The following is a 19,523-nucleotide window of genomic DNA, read 5'->3' as shown; positions in this document are numbered from 1 at the left end:
TCAACATGAGATGTATTTAAATTTGATCCTGTAACCGCAGTAGAATTATTAGTTACGCGTTGAACCTCAACATGAGATGTATTTAAATAAATTTGTATATCCATCATCTATTGCTTTTTGAAAGTTGAACCTCAACATGAGATGTATTTAAATCATAATCTAAAACACTTCTATTCCCTTTTTCTAATGGTTGAACCTCAACATGAGATGTATTTAAATAACATTAGTATCTCACTTCCTTTTATAGAAGCTCGTGTTGAACCTCAACATGAGATGTATTTAAATTATTTGGCATATAGTTAGCTGAATCACTTAATGGGCGTTGAACCTCAACATGAGATGTATTTAAATTTTGCCAAGTCTGATTATTTTGTTCTTGCAACAAATTGTTGAACCTCAACATGAGATGTATTTAAATGAGTTGATTTACAACATGCTGCAGATGTATTTCTTGTGTTGAACCTCAACATGAGATGTATTTAAATAGAAAGACAAAAACAACTGGCGAATTATCAGTATGAAAGTTGAACCTCAACATGAGATGTATTTAAATTATACCCCTGCATCCAATTGTTGACCAATTGTATGTGTTGAACCTCAACATGACATGTACACTTGCAGAAAATTATTTATATAAGTGATGTATTAGCCTATGCACAATCCTAAAAATATATATTAGGAGGAGCACGGAATTGGGCTATAAAAAAGCAGCAGATGTATTACCATCAGAACTTGTATCTCAAATTCAGGATTATATTGACGGCGAATATATCTATATACCGAGAAAACAATGCAACAGAAAAACCTGGGGAGAGAAAAATGGCAGCAGAAATATATTATTTTACAGAAACCTTGAAATCTACAGCAAATACAGAAAGGGAGCATCTATAGACTACCTTTCTGAAACATACTATCTATCTCCTAAAACCATACAAAAAATCTTATCAAAAATGAAATAATTAAAATCGTCTTTGGCAGAAAGCTGAAGGCAATTTTTTAATTCTGAAAAATTTTGGAGGTTATCTGATTCGTACTGCATCCCAAAAAGTTTTGCAAAAGAATGGTTTTATAAAATATAATGAAGACAGTGAAAATTATTTTTGGGAGATGAAAGAATGAAGCTAAAAGTTTTAGTAGATAACAACACCTATATAGATAGATATTATTTTGGAGAACCTGCTGTTTCATATTATATTGAAGATGAAGACACTAAGATTCTATTTGACACAGGTTATTCTGATATATTCTTGAAAAATTCAGCTGCATTAGGGGTGGATTTAAAAAACATAAATATAATTGCTATTTCACATGGACATAATGACCACACAGGAGGACTTAAATATTACTTTGAAAAAAACTGCAAAAATGAAATTTCAATACTTGCCCACCCCGATGCATTTAAGAAAAAAATAGAAGGAGATTTAAAAATTTGTTCTCCTATTTTAGAAGAAGAGCTAAAAGAAAAATGTAATCTGATTCTTTCCAAAGAACCTAAAAAGATTAGCAAACATATAACCTTTTTAGGGGAGATACCAAGAACGAATGACTTTGAAAATAAAAAACCTATTGGTAAGCAGGCTGCTGGAAAAGCTTTGCTTGATGATTATGTAATGGATGATACGGCACTTGTGTATAAAAGTGAAAAGGGTATTTATGTTATAACAGGATGTTCTCACAGCGGCATATGCAATATAGTGGAATACGCAAAAAAAGTTTGCAGTGACAACAGGGTACTTGGAATTATAGGTGGATTTCATTTGTTTCAAGTTAACTCTGGGGTTAGAAAAACTATTGAATATCTAAGAAAAAATGATGTGAAAGAGTTGTATCCCTGTCATTGTACCTCCTTTGCTGTTAAAGCAGAAATACATAAATATTTACCTATAAAGGAAGTAGGAGTGGGGCTGGAAATAAACTGGTAAATTTTGAATTTGTTTGATACATAAAATATGATATAATTACCACTAGTATTTTATTAAAAAATTATCTAGTGGCATATAAGCTGTTATCTCACATCTAAAGGGAGAGGCAGGGTGGACATTATTGCAAATAGGAGGATGAACATGATGGATTTAGGTTTAACGGATAAAGTAGCTTTAATAACTGGAGGCATTCGAAGGCTTGGAAGAGCTATTGCAGAGAAATTGGCAGCAGAAAAAGTAAAAATAGTAGTAACGGGAACTAATGAAGAAAGAGCAAAAAAAGCAGCAGATGAAATATCATCAGCTTATGGTGTTGAAGCCCTGGGATTAAAGCATGATGTGAGTTCAGAAGAATCGACAAAAGAAGTTGTAAAATCTATAATTGCAAAATTTAAAAAGATAGACATATTGATAAATAATGCAGGTGTTACAAGTGATGGCATAGTGATGACCATGAAAAAAGAAAATTGGGATAAAGTAATAAATACAAATCTTACCGGGACATTTAACTGTACTAAGCTTGTATCAAAGCAGATGTTAAGGCAAAGATCAGGAAGCATAGTAAATATAGCAAGTGTTGTAGGCATAATAGGAAATGTTGGTCAGGCAAATTACGCTGCTTCAAAAGCAGGAGTTATTGGGTTTACAAAGGCAACTGCAAGGGAACTGGCAGGTCGTGGTATAGTTGTAAATGCCGTTGCTCCAGGATATATTTCAACAGATATGACATCTGTACTTTCTGATAAAGTAACTGAAGAGATGCTGTCTAAAATTCCAATGAAAGCTTACGGAAAAGCAGAAAATGTGGCAAATGCAGTTTTATTTCTTGTTTCAAATATGTGCCAGTATATTACAGGGCAGGTAATCAATGTAGATGGTGGAATGGCTATGTAATAAGATATTGTTTTTAAAAAGAATAATACATAGGATTTTAATGGAGTCTTATTTAAATTCGCCTTTAGCAGTTATTGCTTTAAGGTGAATTTTTTATTTCAAGTAAAATAACTATTGCTAACGTAACAATGTTATGTTACACTGTTTCTGAAAAAGAAATTATTGAGAGGAATGAAAATATGGAAGAGGAAAATCTAATTTCTAAAAAAGAATTGCTTAAAGTAACAGGTATTTCCTATGGCCAATTGTATAGATGGAAAAGAAAAAAATTAATACCCGAAGAATGGTTTATAAAAAGGTCCAGCTTTACAGGCCAGGAGACGTTTTTTCCAAGGAAAGAAATACTGGATAGAGTAGAAAAGATCAAGAATTTTAAAGATGATGTATCTTTAGATGAACTTGCAAGCATATTTTCGCCAAATCTTTCGAAAGTTATTTTAAAAGAAAGTGACATATCATCACATAATATTGTTTCACAACCTACTTTCACATTATATAAAGATGTTCATAAAGAAAGCAGTGAATTCAATTTTAATGAACTGCTGTTTATGACTATAGTAGATAGGTTTTTAAAATCTGGAAAGGTGAGTTTGGGGGAAGCTAAATTAGTACTTGATACTCTGGAAAAAAACTATGAGAAATTTTATGGAAGATATTGTGATGTAGTACTTATAAGAAAGCTTGGAGTTGCTGTATGTTTTTTAATGCTGATACCAAATGAAGTGTATGTTGAAACTGAAGCCATGCTTGTATTAAAGATAAATGCAGGGGAATGTGTTGAGCAATTAAAATCAAAACTAACATTATAAAATAAAGGAGAGTTTTAAAATGGAAGAGAATTTACAAGATGTAAAAATTTCTGGGGCTGGAATAATTAGAGGTGGAAAGTATGACGAAGTTAAAATAAGTGGAACTGCTAAAATGAATGGAGATATAGAGTGCAGCTCTTATAAAGTATCAGGATCTTCTAATGTGAGCGGAAATTTAAAAAGTAAAATAACTAAAATCAGCGGCAGTACTAAAATATGTGGAAATCTTGATTGTGAAGAAATAACCGTAAGTGGATCTTCTCATATAGTAGGCAGTGTTACTGCAAAAAAAGTTAAAATAAGTGGATCTTCCCGTATGGATAGTAATTTGCATACGGAAGAAATATCAATATCAGGTTCAGCATCCATAAGTGGAGATTGTGAAGCAGAAAATTTTAATGCAAGAGGAGGCTTTAATATAGACGGATTATTAAATGCAGGGAATATAGATATAGAGATGTATGGAAAATGTACAGTAAAAGATATAGGTGGCGAAAATATAAGTGTTAAATTGGGAGAAGGTCATTTTTTCATGAAGATGATAAATCTTTTTTCAAATTCTGCAAGACTTGTAACAGGCACAATTGAAGGAGATGATATTTATCTTGAAAATACATGTGCAAAAGTAGTAAGAGGAAATAATGTTACTATAGGAGCTAATTGTGATATCGAGATAGTGGAATATAGAAATAAAGTAGATGTTGGTAAAAATTCTAAGATAGTTTGTAAAAAAATAGCTGATAATTAAAGAAATAATGAGAAGAAGTAAACCAACAGTATGTTATAATTAAAACCTTTATGGATAATTTATATATTAAGATTATCCATAAGGGAAAGATTATTGCTTATGTTATGTAATAATTTTTGGATTTTCGTTAATTCATACTTTAGAGTTAGAGGCAATAGAATGAAAAAATGTTGACATACAAATTTTATGATGCTATTATATTACCAATGGTAATTACCATTGGTAATAAGGACGGTGAATTAGAATGAAGACTGATAAAAGTCAAATAACTAAAGAGATTATTTTAGAAAAAACTTTGCAGTTAGTAGATGAAAATGAAGGAATTAAAAATGTTACATTGAGAGATATAGCTAAAAAGGTAGGATGTGCTCATACAAATTTATATAACTATTTTGGCAGTTTAAGCGAAATACTTTGGGAAGCCTTGGGACAAGTATTGATCAAGATGATAAATTATTCAAGAGATAATTTAACTTTTAAAGATGATCCAGAAAAAGATTATTATGTGCTCCTATCTAATTTTATTGATTTTTCATTAGATCATATTGGATTGTACAAACTTCTTCGGATGGAATCCATAGATGGAGAGCCTCCCAGTGAAGTAATGAACATAGTGGCAAGTGCAAGAAAAGAATTTGATAAAAATATTTTAGAAGCAGCTAGGGGCAAGTTGTTAGAAGAAAGGGCAAGCTTTGTAAGTGATGTATTTTTTGCTTACTTACACGGCGAAATTTCCCTGTGGATTAACAAGCGGAGACTTATGGTTAGTAAAGAAGACACTAAAGCTAAAATTTTGTCAAATCTCAAGCAGCTGTTTCAAGAATTGGTCATCAGATAAATTATGTTAAATGGAGGGATTACAATGAAAAGAGTACTGCAGGTTGTATTAATTTTGTTAGTTGTTATTATAGTGGGAACCATTCTATTTTTTAAGTGGGTAGTAAATGCTAATTCAATAGTTCATAAGAGTGATGAGAGAAAATTACTTTTAAGCAGCAGTAGTAAAAAAGCACTGGTTATTTATCAGCCATCAAGAACTAAGTTAACATCAACTATGGCAAGTAGTATAGCAGAAACTTTGCAAAAATCAGGCTATGAAGTTACAATTAATTACCCATCTCAAGAATTAAACTATGACATTTCTAAATACGACGTACTTGTTTTTGGAACTCCTATTTATGTCGGAAAGTATTCAACGGTGCTGGAATCCTATATGAAGGCAATTAAAGATTTTTCAAATAAAAGAGTGATGATATTTTCAACTGGTGGCGATAATAAGGTAACAAAAGAAATAGATCCCTTAGTACAATTAGCAAAGGGAGCAGACAAAGTTGAAGGTATAAAACTTTTAAAAGGGCAAACAACTAAGGCAGCAGATGCAATAAAGAATTTAACTGGAGAGTAGAGATAATGAAAAAATATTTAAGGTATGCAGTTCCTAACTTCATTACTTTGTTAAGGGTAGTTTTAACAGGAATATTTACTTTATTTTTAAACAGAAAGCTTGCTTTAGATGGAAATGATGAGTTATTTACTTATCTAGTAATGATTTTTTTTGCAATATATGTAACTGACTTTATAGATGGAAAAATTGCCAGGTATTTTAAATCAGTTTCAAGCTTTGGAAGTTTTCTTGATGTTTTAGCAGACTTTTTGTTTATATTGTGTGCTACAGGAATACTGATAAAATATAAACTTATTGCCTGGTGGTTTTTAATTGTAATAATAGCAAAGATTATTGATTTCTTTGTAACTTCTAAAATCATGAATAAATATAAGTCAGAGAAGAATAAAACTTTTGTATTTGATTTTATGGGAAGAGCAGCTGCTATTTCATTTTATATAATGCCTTTTATTGTACTTTCCATGAATGAATATTTAAAAGGTAGATGTATTTTTCCCGTCCTGTTTTTAACATATATAAGCACAATCATTGCTTTAATATCCTTATTTCAAAGAATAATCTTATGTATTCAAATTAAGAGAAGACAAGCCGTGAAGCATGATGGTTCTATAATTTAACCCATGCATGGCGGGTTGTCTTCTCTTATCATATCATCTTTTACAACTCTTGTGGATAATTAATACCCAACCAAATCCAATTGTATATTTTGAATAGGACAAATTAGCACCAGTAGGGGTGAAATGATCCAATATTTATACCAATAAATATCACTTATGTAATTATTTTTTAAACATTTTTTGTTTCAATAAAAATATATGTATTTTATTGAAATAATTGTATTAGCATAATATTGAATTAAGGTAATAAATAATAATATATGAAAGTAATTGACATTTGTACCAATAAATATTATTATTATATTTAAGAAATCGCTTTCAAAACATTAATTGGTTGATTTCAAAAATGCAGGAGAAATATACAAAGAAATAGTCCTAATTATATAAAAAATCAAATCTTTACATATATGGTTTGGATGTTTTTATATATCCTGGATTTTCTGAAATAAAAATAAATATAATGGGGGGAAAGAAATATGAAATTTAAAAAGATTGCTGCTTTAGCAGCAACAGCAGTTTTAACAATTGGTATATTTGCAGGATGCGGCGGCGCAAGTCAGCAGACAAGCTCCTCAAATTCATCAAGTAAGAAAAAGGTAATTGGTTTTGCACAGGTTGGAGCTGAAAGTGGTTGGAGAACAGCAGAAACTACTTCCATTAAGGAAATTCCTAAATTAGATCCAAATTTTGAACTAAAATTTTCTGATGGCCAGCAAAAACAGGAGAATCAAATAAAGGCAATAAGATCCTTTATAGCTGAAAAGGTTGATATAATCGCATTGGACCCTGTAGTAGAAACTGGTTGGGATACAGTATTGAGAGAGGCAAAAAATGCCAAGATACCAGTTGTTATAGTAGATAGAAATGTAAAAGTAGCAGATAATTCTCTTGTTACAGCTTTTCTTGGATCAGATATGGAAGAAGAAGGTAAGAGAGCAGCTAAAATTGTAATTGATAAATTTGGAAAAGATGCAAAGCTTAACATAGCAGAGCTTCAAGGTACTGTTGGATCAACAGCTATGATAGGACGTCAAAAAGGTTTCAATGAAACTATAAAAGATTGTCCAAACTATAAAATCATAAAATCACAAACAGGTGATTTTACTCGTGCAAAAGGTAAGGAAGTTATGGAAGCATTTTTGAAATCTGATGGAAATAAAATTAATGTTTTGTGGTCTCACAATGATGATATGGCAGTTGGAGCTATACAAGCTATAGAGGAATATGGTAAAAAACCAGGAAAAGATATTTTTATAGTTTCTGTTGATGGTATTAAAGATATGTTCAAGCTAATGGCTGATGGAAAATCAAATGGTATAGTTGAGTGTAATCCTCTTTTAGGACCTCAATTGCTAGAAACTTCAAAACAAGTACTAAGTGGCAAACTTAAAGATAAAATTGTACACACTAAAGAGGGTGTATTTACTCAAGATCAAGCTAAAAAAGAATTACCTAACAGAAAATATTAGAATTGTAAATCATAATGTATGAATTGGATATTCCACATTCATACATTATGAAATTTTGATAAATGGGGGTGAATTTAATGGATGAAAGCGATATTGTTCTTAACATGGAAGGCATATGCAAATCTTTTCCCGGGGTTAAAGCTCTTTCAAATGTAGATTTTCAACTTAAAAAAGGTGAGATACATGCTCTTATGGGGGAAAATGGGGCTGGAAAGTCAACTCTAATTAAAGTGCTTACAGGGGTCTACGAAATAGATGAAGGAATCATAACTTTAAATGGAAAAAAAATTATTATTAAATCAACCCATGATGCTCAGGAAAATGGGATAAGCACTGTTTATCAAGAAGTCAATTTATGTCCAAACATTACTGTAGCTGAGAATATTTATATTGGAAGGGAACCAATGAAAAGAGGATTTATTGATTGGAATACCATGAATGAAAATGCATCAAAATTATTGGAAGAAAGATTAAATTTGAAAATAGATGTAAAAAAATTATTATCTAGCTATTCTGTTGCAATTCAGCAAATGGTGGCTATAGCAAGAGCTGTAGATATATCAAGTGGAATATTGATTCTTGATGAACCAACGTCTAGTTTGGATAGTAATGAAGTTAAACAGTTATTTAGTATTATGAGAAAGTTAAAATCCGAAGGCATGTCAATTGTGTTTGTAACTCACTTCATAGATCAGGTTTATGAAACTTCAGATAGGATAACAATACTTAGAAATGGAGAATTGGTTGGAACTTATGCTGTAAAAGATTTACCTCAAATGGATCTAATCTCGAAGATGATAGGAAAAAAATATGAAGAAATGGTAAAAGAAAATAAACAATTATCTCGTGACTATTACAGTAAGGGAGATAAAAATTTGATAGAAACTAAACAATTTGGCAGAAAAGGAACTATAGATTCTTTTAGTATGAATATAAAAAAGGGCGAAGTACTTGGACTAGCAGGACTTTTAGGTTCTGGAAGAACTGAATGTGCTAAATTGTTGTTTGGTATAGATAAATCAGATCATGGAACATTGATCATTGATGGTAAGGAATATTCATATATTTATCCTCAAAAAGCTATTCAGGAAGGTTTAGGACTTTGTCCTGAAGATAGAAAAGCAGCTGGTATAGTTGGAGAACTAACTATAAGAGAAAATATAATTTTGGCTCTTCAATCCATTAAAGGAATATTTAAATACATTCCAATGAAAAAGCAGCAGGAAATTGCTGAAAAGTATGTTAAACTCCTAAATATTAAAACTCCTAGTATAGAACAGAGAATTGACAATTTGAGTGGTGGAAATCAACAAAAGGTTATACTGGCAAGATGGCTTGCTACAGACCCTCAGATTTTAATCTTGGACGAGCCTACAAGAGGTATTGACGTAGGTGCCAAGGATGAAATAAAAAAATTAATTATAAAACTAGCAAAAAAAGGCATGTCAATTATATTTATATCTTCCGAACTTTCAGAAATAGAAAGTTGCTGCGATAGGGTGCTCGTACTTAGAGATAGAAAAATTATAGGGGAGTTAGCGGGAGAAGAGGTACAAGAATCTAATATACTTAGGACTATTGCGGAAGGAGGCAATATTAGTGCATAATACTAAAACTTCCAATATATTTATGAAATTTTATCATATGCAGATATTTTGGCCGGTAGCAGCATTAATTGCGCTGCTTTTATTAAATTTTTTAGTAAGACCAGGTTTCCTTAATATAACAATTAGGGATGGACACTTATTTGGAAATGTAATAGATATACTTAATCATTCAGCGCCACTTATATTAATATCGTTAGGTATGACAATAGTTATTGCCACCCAGGGAATAGATATTTCTGTTGGATCTATAATTGCTATAAGTGCTTCGGTTTCGGCAACAGTTATAGTTGGAGGTGGTTCTGTTCCAGCGGCAGTATTATCAGGAGCAATAGTAGGTGTACTTTGTGGAATATGGAACGGTTTCTTGGTAGCTTATATTGAAATTCAACCTATGGTTGCTACACTTATTCTATACATAGTTGGAAGAGGTATAGCCCAACTTATTACAGGCGGTCAAATACTAACATTTACTAATAAGTCATTTATTTTTATAGGAACAGGATATATTTTCTTACCTGTGGCAATAATTATTGCTGCTGTAATTGTTTTTGCAATTTATTTACTTATTAGAAAAACAGCATTGGGTTTATTTGTTGAATCTATAGGAGTAAATAGCAGTGCCAGCAAATACTGTGGCATAAGGGCACGAAAAGTTATTTTTTCACTGTATATTATATCGGGTATTCTAGCAGGTATTGCAGGCATTATTTTATGCTCTAACATAAAGAGTGCAGATGCAAACAATGTAGGATTGTGGATGGAATTAGATGCTATATTAGCTACTGTTATTGGAGGAACTTCCATGGCAGGTGGTAGATTTTATTTAGGAGGAACAGTAGTAGGAGCAATATTTATACAAGCATTAACAACAACCATTTATAGTATGGGAGTGGCTCCAGAAATTACTCTTGTAGTTAAAGCTATAGTAGTTATAATAGTTTGTATTATACAATCTGAGGCATTTAGAAAAATGCTAGTAAGAAAAAAATCAAAAAATAATACAACTAAAAGTAAACCTAAAAAAGAGGTGGCTCGTGTATGATAAAAGGGTTAACTAATAAGAAGAAAATTTTAAAATTGAATTCATCATTTATTTCGATTTACGCTACAATTGGTTTGTTTATAGTATTATTTTTAATTGGATCTGTTATGTTTAGTGGATTTTTTTCAGGACAAGTATTAGCAAACCTTTTTATAGATAATGCTTATTTAATAGTTTTAGCTATTGGCCAGACTTTTGTTATTATTACAGGTGGAATAGATCTTTCTGTAGGTTCTATGATAGCTTTTATAAGTATGATTACTGCAAGCCTATTGCAAAATGGAGTTAATCCATTTTGGGTTATGATTTTTGTCTTAATTGTAGGAATTGTATTTGGAACAGTTCAGGGGATATTAGTAGAGAAATTTGATCTTCACCCATGGATTGTAACATTAGCAGGTATGTTCTTTGCACGAGGATCAAGTTATGTTATAAGTATAGATACTATAAGTATTAAAAATCCGGTATTTACTGCTATTTCAGGTTTTAGAATACCCATTGGTCCAGGTGTAGCTATATCCATTAATGTAATTGTTAGTTTGATAGTAGCTGCAGTTGCTATATTTGTATTAAAGTATACAAGGTTTGGTAGAACCGTATATGCAATTGGTGGAAATGAAAATTCAGCTATGCTTATGGGCCTAAATACTGGAAAAGTTAAAATTCTTGTTTATACTGTATCTGGTTTTTGCTCTTCTTTAGCTGGGCTGTTATTTACTTTATATACACTATCTGGTTATGGCTTACATTGTTTGGGAACGGAGATGGATGCCATTGCAGCTTGTGTAATAGGAGGAATATTACTAACAGGGGGATCAGGATATCCTATAGGACCTGTATTCGGTGTTTTAACTATGGGTATAATTCAAAGCCTTATAATGTTTCAGGGAAATCTTAATTCTTGGTGGACAAAGATTGCAGTAGGAATGTTGTTATTTATATTTATTGCACTGCAGAGAATTATTGTTATTAGAGAAGAAAAGAAAAAGGTTGTTATAAGCTGATGAGTTTTATATTTAAAGTTAGGATAAAATAAAAGGTGTTCAATTCATAATTGGTCACCTTTTATTTAGCTTATTTTATGAACATACTTAATAGACAAGTTATGAAAGCAATTAGACAAATTAACAAAAACGCTGCTTTGCTTATAATTATAATGTTAAATATACTTAAAAGGAACAGAGATATTATTAATATAGGTGAAATTGCTGCTAATGTATCTAATAATTTTTTTAATGCTTTATGCTTTACATGAGTTGGATAACCATCCTTAATTCTATTTAATGTAGTGTAATAAGATATACAAGGTAGTCCTGTTATAATAGTTATTATTAATGTTATTATTAATGTAGGTATTAAAATAATACATCCAATTTTTATATATATATGAGGTATATAATCATATTTAGCAAGTGATGCTAAAATAGTAAATAAAATAGAGCATACAATAAGGCATAAAAGTGATGGCATTGCGATTTTTTTAGCTAATTTATACTGGTTTATATATTTTTCTGATTTAGTATCGCTGTCTGTATAAATTGGTTTTGTGTCTTCAGGGGCACTGAATATATGCATTGAATTTGATGCAGAACATATATGATTCCATCCTGCTTCTTTAAAGTACGAAAAGTATTCTTTATCTGCATTATATCTATAATCTAGAGAATATTGCAGTTTTTCAGGTTTAGATTTTTTAAGTTTGTATCCCATAAAGCTAAATTTATATAAAACCCAGCCTTTGCTTGCATAATCAGAGAGCATTTCCATTTCTTCCTCTTCTCCAAAAGCTACTCCTTTGCTCATGACATATTTTGTGTTGGACATATACTATAACATCTCCTCGTTATTAAATATTTCTTCTGCAATTTGAACCATATTACGTTTCCTTTCAACTTCCTTTTTCAGAAATTGAATACCTTTATCTGTAGCAATGTAAACCTTTTTTTGATCTGATTCCTCTGTAAGTTCTATGAGTTTTGCATCAAGAAGTTTTTTTATACTTGTATACAAAGATGCAGGACCTATTGAAAACTTGCCTTCTGACATTTTTTCAACGGATTTCATAATCAAATAGCCATGTTTAGGTTTTATTAAAGATAGCAAAATATAATAGTAGGTGTCTGTAAGTTCACCCATTTCTAAAGAATTGTTTCTAGCCATTTTTACCTCCTGTATATCATTAAATGACATATCATTTAGTATACTATATCATTTAATGATATATGTGTCAATTATTTATTACTTATTAGTAAGTTGCAATAATATGTGTGTGATTATGGAATAAATGTGTAAATATATATGATTTATACTATCAGTTGATAATATAAATCATAGTAGAAAATCACACTTTATATATTGACAATAATAGATTAATAATATATCATAAAATAAAAGTATATTATCAACTGATAATTACTTAATCATATTAAAAAATTATTGAAAAGAGGTGCTTTAATGAGTTTTTTCTCAAGATCATCAGAAAAAAATAGATATGGAGATAGGCATCGAGGTAGTAACTATTATAAAAGAGAAGGATTTTTAAACCGTATATTGAGAATATTTGGTTCACTTTCCAATTCAGGCAGGAAGTATAATAACAAGTATTCTCACAGTTCACATCAAAATCATTATTCCGATAGACGGCATTATTCAAATCAGAGACATCATAGAAGATATAAAAGTTCATGGTCATGATATCGTTTTTTAAGAGAAAGGTATATCCAGTAGGCTGTTTTATTAATGAATATAAAGTTATAAGACTAATAGGTGAAGGACGGTTTGGTATATGTTATTTAGTTAATTTAGATGGCAAGGAATATGTACTAAAAGAGGTTAAGCCTAAGGCTATTAAAAAGAATGGCAGCAAAATTATTTTTGAGAAAGAAATACTTTCATCTATTGAACATCCATCAATTCCTAAAATATTTGATACAATAATAAATGATGATATGTATGCTTATATTTTGGAATACAAAACGGGAAAGACGATAGAAGAGATGATTTTTGGAGATAATCATGTATTTACACAACCGGAGATTTATGAGGTGGGGAAAAGGGTTATAAATATAATAAAATATCTCCATGACAACAATATAGTTCATAGAGATATAAGGGTACCCAATGTGATTCTTCATGAAAATAATGTGCATCTTATTGACTTTGGACTTGCAAGATTCATTAATAATGAGAGGTATGTACCTTCTGCAGACTTTTCATATTTTGGCCACTTATTGCTTCATTTACATTACTCTTCTTTTGAAAAAAGCAGTAGAAAATCAAAACCCTGGTACAGTGAGCTAGAGTTAACGGAAAAGAATATAATGTTTTTAAAGAAACTTATAGGTATTAAGGAGAATTATAAAAATATTATTGAGGTTGAGGATGATTTTTGCAAGGTATTTGGCTAGTTGAATTACCGGGCTTTTCCAGCTGATTTATAATCAAGTTTGTGATTATAAAAATATAAGTTGATTTTTTATTTATTTCTACATTTAATTTTCTGTATTTGTAGTAGAATAGTTTTAAATGATCAATTTATATAAGTGTGGAGGCTAATTTATGAAATTATTATTGACCAACGACGATGGAGTTAATGCAAAGGGAATATATGCATTAGCTAAAGAATTAGAAAAAAAGCATGAAGTGATAATTGTTGCGCCAGATGTTGAAAAAAGTGCTAGCAGTCATTCAATAACAGTAAGAGATCCTTTATTTGTCAAACAAGTGAAGCTTGAAGGAATAAAATCGAAAGCCTACAGCGTCACTGGTACACCGGCAGATTGTGTAAAGATTGCAATAGATAAAATTGTAGATGGAAATGTAGATATGGTTTTATCCGGAATAAATAATGGATTGAATATTGGATTGGATGTGTTGTATTCCGGTACGGTTTCTGCAGCTATTGAGGCTGCCATTAATAAAATACCTTCACTGGCTACATCTATGGAAGTTGAAGATGGAGTTGAAGGAGAATATGAGGATGCAGCAAAATGTGTTTTAGAAGTGCTGGAAAAGCTTGAAGATAAATATATAAAAGATGATGTTGTATTTAATTTAAATATGCCCATGAAGATAAAAAAAGGAATTAAAGTGTGTAAAATTGGAGAAAGAGGATATACTGGTTATTTTATAGAGGTGGATTCTAAAGATGAGGGGAAAACTTTTCAATTAAAAGGTAAGATGAGTGATTCTCTTGTTATTGACACAGATGGATATTTTATAAAACAAGGTTATGCTACTTTAACACCACTTCACTATGATCTTACTAATTTTAAACTGCTTAAACAGGTTGATGAAATTTTTAGTTAATAAAGATGGATAAAAACTTGTGTTTTTGTAATGGTAGCAGATAAAACTATGCAGCAGGTACTTAGTAAAAGTTGTGATATTGGATTTTGTGGTCCGGAGCAGACAATATATATATATAACCAAAAGAGAAAGGATTACCCTGTACTTTTTGCACAACTTACAACTACAGATGGTTCTTTTTTAGTTGGTAGAAAAGCGGAAAAAAACTTTGATTGGAAATCTGTAAAAGGTAAAAGTATAATTGGGGGAAGACCTGGCGGAGTTCCTGAAATGGCTCTGGAGTATGTATTGCAGAAAAATGGAATTCAACCTGGAAAAGACGTTAACTTGATGACTAATATTGCCTACACTGCAACAGGAGGAGCTTTTAAATCGAAAACAGGGGATTACGTTGCACTTTTTGAACCAACAGCTAGTATGCTTGAAAAAGATAAAACTGGATACGTAGTTGCTTCAGTAGGTAAATCTGCTGGTGTGCTTCCATATACCTGTTATTTTTCAACTAAATCCTATATGGAAAAGAATCCACAGACTATACAAAAATTCACTGATGCAATTCATCAAGGACAAATATGGGTTCAAAAACACAGTGACAAAGAAGTGGCTGAGGCCATAAAATCATTTTTCCCTGGAACAGATGAAGATATCTTGATTTCTGTAGTGAAAAATTATAGAGCTATAAATGCCTATGCGACTACGCCAGTTATAAAACAGCAGGATTTAAACAGACTTGAGGATATAATACAAAACTATAAACCTAGTTTAATACCTTCAAGACCAGACTTTAATAAGATAGTTAATAACTCTTTTGCAGAAAAAGCTATTAAATAACTTATAGCATTTCGAAGTGAAAATAAACTTATACACATCAATAGATTATTAGTAATTGAAAATTACATTTAAGTTAAGAATTAATAGTGAAAAATGAGTGAAAATTAATTATAACTATTAATTCTTAACTATTAATTTTAAATTTAAACTCTGCTTACACATAACTTTTGATATAATGGAATAAAATACAATTAGTCTTTTTACTGCATAAATGGTAGGTGGTGTATGTTTTGAATAATGAATATTTAGATTATATAGAAGATTATGCTCGAAAGGTTGATTTTAAGAAAATAGGAGAAGATCCATTTTATTTTGAAAAGGTGTATAGGGACATAGGTATGAAATTTGAAGATCTATATGGAGCTTCATATAATGAAATGGATGAAGCATATATTCCAGGAACTTTGTTAAATGCAGATAATGAAAAATTTATTGCTGTATTTTTTATAGGAGTAAGAAATGGTGGCATAAATTATAGAGCTATTATATTTCATCCTAAATATGGTCTTGTAGATGAAGATGATTTTCAAGATGTATTATCGGAAGAAGAATACCTTTCTATGATACACTATAAATATAGATTGTGTGTAAAATTATTGAATGATTCGCCAGGAAATATGTTTAAAAAATACTAGTTATGTAATATTGATGTATATAGGGATTTACTATAAACAGAGTTCTTGGTTTCAGGTGGAGTTTTTTTCTCCATCTGAAACCTAGAAATCGTTATCCAGGGGTGTAGCAGTCGTTATCCCCCATTTTATAAGAAGATGGGGGTATTACGGCTGGTAGCCATCGGATAAAAATTCTTGACAGGTTGAAAAATAACGTTATAATAGAACTATATAAATTTGAATTTGTTAACTGTGAAAAAGAGGATTAGAGATAATGGAGTATAAAGAGAGGAAAATCTGTTAGTTGAGAGGTTTTCTATATGGATTATCTTGAAGGTAGCTTTGGAGTTTCTTTGCTGAAATAACAGTAGGTAAAGACGGTTTTCTTAATCGTTATTTTTTAAGAGCCTGTATTTACAGGAAAAAAGGTGGTAACGCGGGTCTTCGTCCTTTATGGATGAAGGCTTTTTTTGATTTAAGAATGTAAATACTTGAATTGGTATTAATATTAGAATATCTAATAATTAGGAGGAGATTTGATGGCACAAAAGAAAGAAATGGCAACTACTTATAACCCAAAAGAATTTGAAGACAGACTTTATGATCTTTGGCAAGAAAAAGGATATTTTACACCCAAAGCAGATAAAAATAAAAAATCGTATACAATAGTAATACCACCTCCAAATATTACAGGAAAATTGCACCTTGGACACGCGCTAGATGATACTATACAGGACATAATAATAAGAACAAAGAGAATGCAAGGCTACAGTACACTATGGCTTCCGGGTGAAGATCATGCAAGTATTGCAACTGAGGTAAAAGTTGAAAAAGAACTTCTAAAAAAGGGAATAGAAAAAAAGAAAATAGGAAGAGAAAAGTTCCTTGAAAAGACTTGGGATTGGAGTAATAAATACAGGGGAAGAATAAGAAATCAGGTAAAGAAGCTTGGTTGTTCTACAGATTTTACAAGAGAGCGATTTACTATGGACGAAGGCCTCAATAAGGCAGTAAAAAAGTTCTTTGTAAAACTATATAATGATGGCCTTATATATCAGGGAAACAGGATAATAAACTGGTGTCCTAAGTGCCAGACAGCTATATCCGATGCGGAAATCGAGTATGAAGAGCAGCAGGGACATTTTTGGCACATAAAATATAAGATTGTAGGCAGCGATGAATACCTTGAAATTGCAACTACAAGACCTGAAACAATGTTTGGAGATACAGCCATTGCAGTTAATCCTAAGGATGAAAGATATAAGCATTTAGTAGGAAAGAAAGCTATACTTCCAATTATAAATAGGGAAATACCTATAGTTGAGGATGACTATGTAGACATGGAGTTTGGTACTGGAGCAGTTAAAATAACACCAGCTCATGACCCTAATGACTATCATGTAGGAAAGAGACATAACCTTCCTGAAATAATAATAATGAATGAAGATGGAACTATAAAATTACCTGGGACAAAATATGATGGACTTGATAGATATGAAGCTAGAAAGTTAGTAGTAGAAGATTTAGATAAGCAGGGATATTTGGTTAAAATCAAAGAACATGCACATAATGTAGGATGTCATGACAGATGTGGTACTACTATCGAACCTATGCTTTCAAAGCAGTGGTTTGTAAAGATGAAATCACTAGCAGAACCTGCTATTAAGGTTGTAAGAGATAAAAAGGTTAAATTTGTACCTGAAAGGTTTGAAAAGACTTACTTCAACTGGATGGAAAACATTCAGGATTGGTGTATTTCAAGACAGCTCTGGTGGGGACATAGAATTCCTGTTTGGTACTGTAAGGATTGTGGCGAAGTTATAGTAACAGATGGAGAAGCTACGAAATGTACAAAGTGTGGTTCAACTAACTTAGAGCAGGATAAAGATGTACTTGATACCTGGTTTAGTTCTGCACTATGGCCTTTCTCAACACTTGGATGGCCAGATAAGACAGAGGATTTGAAATGCTTCTACCCTAACAATACTCTTGTTACAGGATACGACATAATATTTTTCTGGGTTGCAAGGATGATATTCGCAGGTCTTTATTGTATGGATGATATTCCTTTTGAAAATGTACTTATACACGGTATTGTAAGGGATTCTCAAGGAAGAAAAATGTCAAAATCCCTTGGAAATGGTGTAGACCCAATAGAGGTAATAGAACAATATGGAGCAGATGCTCTTAGATTTACTCTTATTACAGGAAATGCACCAGGAAATGACATAAGGTATTATCCAGAAAGAGTTGAAGCATCTAGAAATTTTGCAAACAAGATATGGAATGCTTCAAGATTTGTACTTATGAACATAGATGAAGATTTGATGAATAAGTATAAAGACTGCAAAGATTACAGTGGTGCAGATAGATGGATAATGTCCAAATTAAATACTCTTGTAAAAGAAGTTACAGACAACATAGAAAAATTTGAACTTGGAATAGCTTCTCAGAAATTATATGATTTTATATGGGGAGAATTATGTGATTGGTATATAGAACTTGTTAAACCTGTTATGTATGGTGAGGATGAAAAAGCTAAAGGTGTAGCATACAATGTATTAAACAATGTATTATCTACAAGTTTGCAGCTATTACATCCTGTAATGCCTTTTATAACTGAAGAAATATACACTCACCTTTATACAGAGTATGAATCCATAACTATATCGAAATGGCCGGAATATGATGAAAGCCTGAAGGATTTAAAGGCAGAAAAAGATATGGAATATATTATAGAGGCTATTAGAGAAATAAGAAATATTAGAACAGAAATGAATGTACCATTTTCGAGAAAAGCAAAAATCATGGTTCATGTAGCTGAAAAAGATGCATATGAAGCTTTTCAAAATGGAGAAGATTATTTCAAAAAATTAGCTTCTGCTAGTGAAGTTGAATTTTTAAAAGATAAAAATGATGCACCAAAAAATATAGTATCGGCAGTAACTAGAGGAGCAGAATTATTTATTCCACTTTTTGATCTGGTAGATATGGATAAGGAAATTGAAAGACTTAATAAGGAAAAGGAAAAGCTAGAGGGAGAAATAAAGAGAGTAGAAAACAAACTTTCAAATGAAAAATTTGTTTCCAAGGCACCGGAAGCTGTGGTAAATGCAGAAAGGGAAAAAGGAGATAAGTACAGAGAAATGTTGAATACTGTAATTGAAAGATTGCAGAATATCAAGTGATTCTAAGACTCAGGTGGAGTTTTGCTAAGAGGAATACCTCTATCTCCATCAGAGTCTTATTAACAGTAT

Annotated in this window: 20 protein-coding genes, 1 CRISPR repeat array and 1 other annotated feature (1 of these 22 running past the window's edge); of the genes, 18 read left to right on the top strand and 2 right to left on the bottom strand. The window is 31.2% G+C overall.

Annotated features, from left to right (window positions below):
• A CRISPR array of direct repeats spans window positions 1-553; the repeat unit is 30 nt; unit sequence GTTGAACCTCAACATGAGATGTATTTAAAT; it reaches 75 nt to the left of the window's first position.
• A gap of 139 nt (window positions 554-692) precedes the next feature.
• The 12 genes from CLCOS_RS16940 (at window position 693) to yjfF (ending at window position 11,517) form a co-directional block, all read left to right on the top strand.
• The gene (locus CLCOS_RS16940; protein WP_063601503.1) at window positions 693-959 is read left to right on the top strand and encodes a CD3324 family protein; all 267 of its coding nucleotides are present in this window, start codon (window positions 693-695) and stop codon (window positions 957-959) included.
• Between the two features lie 156 nt (window positions 960-1,115).
• On the top strand, window positions 1,116-1,922 hold the full coding sequence (locus CLCOS_RS16935; RefSeq protein ID WP_063601502.1) for an MBL fold metallo-hydrolase: 807 nt from the start codon (window positions 1,116-1,118) through the stop codon (window positions 1,920-1,922).
• A gap of 141 nt (window positions 1,923-2,063) precedes the next feature.
• Window positions 2,064-2,816 carry a 3-oxoacyl-[acyl-carrier-protein] reductase gene (gene fabG, locus CLCOS_RS16930; RefSeq protein WP_063601501.1) on the top strand — a complete coding sequence of 251 codons (753 nt, stop codon included), beginning with the start codon at window positions 2,064-2,066 and terminating at the stop codon, window positions 2,814-2,816.
• 179 nt (window positions 2,817-2,995) lie between these two features.
• Window positions 2,996-3,625 carry a YhbD family protein gene (locus CLCOS_RS16925; RefSeq protein ID WP_013240116.1) on the top strand — a complete coding sequence of 210 codons (630 nt, stop codon included), beginning with the start codon at window positions 2,996-2,998 and terminating at the stop codon, window positions 3,623-3,625.
• A gap of 19 nt (window positions 3,626-3,644) precedes the next feature.
• Window positions 3,645-4,373 (top strand): polymer-forming cytoskeletal protein, encoded by a 729-nt coding sequence (locus tag CLCOS_RS16920; RefSeq protein ID WP_013240115.1) that lies wholly within the window; start codon window positions 3,645-3,647, stop codon window positions 4,371-4,373.
• A gap of 244 nt (window positions 4,374-4,617) precedes the next feature.
• Window positions 4,618-5,211, top strand: coding sequence for a TetR/AcrR family transcriptional regulator (locus CLCOS_RS16915; protein WP_063601500.1), 594 nt, complete (start codon window positions 4,618-4,620; stop codon window positions 5,209-5,211).
• Window positions 5,212-5,235: 24 nt separating this feature from the next.
• On the top strand, window positions 5,236-5,778 hold the full coding sequence (locus CLCOS_RS16910; RefSeq protein ID WP_013240113.1) for a flavodoxin family protein: 543 nt from the start codon (window positions 5,236-5,238) through the stop codon (window positions 5,776-5,778).
• Window positions 5,779-5,783: 5 nt separating this feature from the next.
• Window positions 5,784-6,395 (top strand): CDP-alcohol phosphatidyltransferase family protein, encoded by a 612-nt coding sequence (locus CLCOS_RS16905; protein ID WP_063601499.1) that lies wholly within the window; start codon window positions 5,784-5,786, stop codon window positions 6,393-6,395.
• A 476-nt stretch (window positions 6,396-6,871) separates the two neighbouring features.
• A complete protein-coding gene (locus CLCOS_RS16900; protein WP_013240111.1) occupies window positions 6,872-7,864 on the top strand; it encodes an ABC transporter substrate-binding protein in 993 nt (330 codons plus the stop codon).
• A gap of 77 nt (window positions 7,865-7,941) precedes the next feature.
• Window positions 7,942-9,471: a sugar ABC transporter ATP-binding protein gene (locus CLCOS_RS16895; RefSeq protein ID WP_063601498.1), complete on the top strand. Its 1,530-nt coding sequence runs from the start codon at window positions 7,942-7,944 to the stop codon at window positions 9,469-9,471.
• Window positions 9,464-10,513: an ABC transporter permease gene (locus CLCOS_RS16890; RefSeq protein ID WP_013240109.1), complete on the top strand. Its 1,050-nt coding sequence runs from the start codon at window positions 9,464-9,466 to the stop codon at window positions 10,511-10,513. Before CLCOS_RS16895 ends, CLCOS_RS16890 begins: the two co-directional genes overlap by 8 nt.
• Window positions 10,510-11,517 (top strand): galactofuranose ABC transporter, permease protein YjfF, encoded by a 1,008-nt coding sequence (yjfF, locus tag CLCOS_RS16885; protein WP_063601497.1) that lies wholly within the window; start codon window positions 10,510-10,512, stop codon window positions 11,515-11,517. The genes CLCOS_RS16890 and yjfF overlap by 4 nt, the downstream gene beginning before the upstream one ends.
• A gap of 70 nt (window positions 11,518-11,587) precedes the next feature.
• On the opposite strand, the gene CLCOS_RS16880 is transcribed toward yjfF, so the two are convergent.
• Entirely contained in the window at window positions 11,588-12,337 is a 750-nt protein-coding gene (locus CLCOS_RS16880; RefSeq protein WP_063601496.1) for a DUF2812 domain-containing protein, read from the bottom strand.
• A 3-nt stretch (window positions 12,338-12,340) separates the two neighbouring features.
• On the bottom strand, window positions 12,341-12,673 hold the full coding sequence (locus CLCOS_RS16875) for a PadR family transcriptional regulator (protein ID WP_063601495.1): 333 nt from the start codon (window positions 12,671-12,673) through the stop codon (window positions 12,341-12,343).
• A gap of 294 nt (window positions 12,674-12,967) precedes the next feature.
• Between CLCOS_RS16875 and CLCOS_RS21595 the strand changes: the two genes are divergently transcribed.
• From CLCOS_RS21595 to CLCOS_RS16850, 6 genes are all read left to right on the top strand, one after another.
• Entirely contained in the window at window positions 12,968-13,207 is a 240-nt protein-coding gene (locus CLCOS_RS21595; protein WP_082853565.1) for a hypothetical protein, read from the top strand.
• A complete protein-coding gene (locus CLCOS_RS16870; protein ID WP_063601494.1) occupies window positions 13,198-13,920 on the top strand; it encodes a serine/threonine protein kinase in 723 nt (240 codons plus the stop codon). Before CLCOS_RS21595 ends, CLCOS_RS16870 begins: the two co-directional genes overlap by 10 nt.
• A gap of 151 nt (window positions 13,921-14,071) precedes the next feature.
• Entirely contained in the window at window positions 14,072-14,821 is a 750-nt protein-coding gene (gene surE / locus CLCOS_RS16865) for a 5'/3'-nucleotidase SurE (RefSeq protein ID WP_063601493.1), read from the top strand.
• 30 nt (window positions 14,822-14,851) lie between these two features.
• Window positions 14,852-15,652: an ABC transporter substrate-binding protein gene (locus CLCOS_RS16860; protein ID WP_242832229.1), complete on the top strand. Its 801-nt coding sequence runs from the start codon at window positions 14,852-14,854 to the stop codon at window positions 15,650-15,652.
• 230 nt (window positions 15,653-15,882) lie between these two features.
• Complete coding sequence (locus tag CLCOS_RS16855; RefSeq protein ID WP_013240094.1) at window positions 15,883-16,287, top strand: hypothetical protein; 405 nt, start codon at window positions 15,883-15,885, stop codon at window positions 16,285-16,287.
• A gap of 222 nt (window positions 16,288-16,509) precedes the next feature.
• Window positions 16,510-16,721: a binding site (T-box leader), on the top strand.
• 84 nt (window positions 16,722-16,805) lie between these two features.
• A complete protein-coding gene (locus CLCOS_RS16850; RefSeq protein WP_063601492.1) occupies window positions 16,806-19,454 on the top strand; it encodes a valine--tRNA ligase in 2,649 nt (882 codons plus the stop codon).
• Window positions 19,455-19,523: the final 69 nt, after the last annotated feature.

It is taken from the genome of Clostridium coskatii, assembly GCF_001675205.1.
Taxonomy (GTDB): domain Bacteria; phylum Bacillota; class Clostridia; order Clostridiales; family Clostridiaceae; genus Clostridium_B; species Clostridium_B ljungdahlii.
This window is presented reverse-complemented; position numbering and strand designations above follow the sequence as displayed.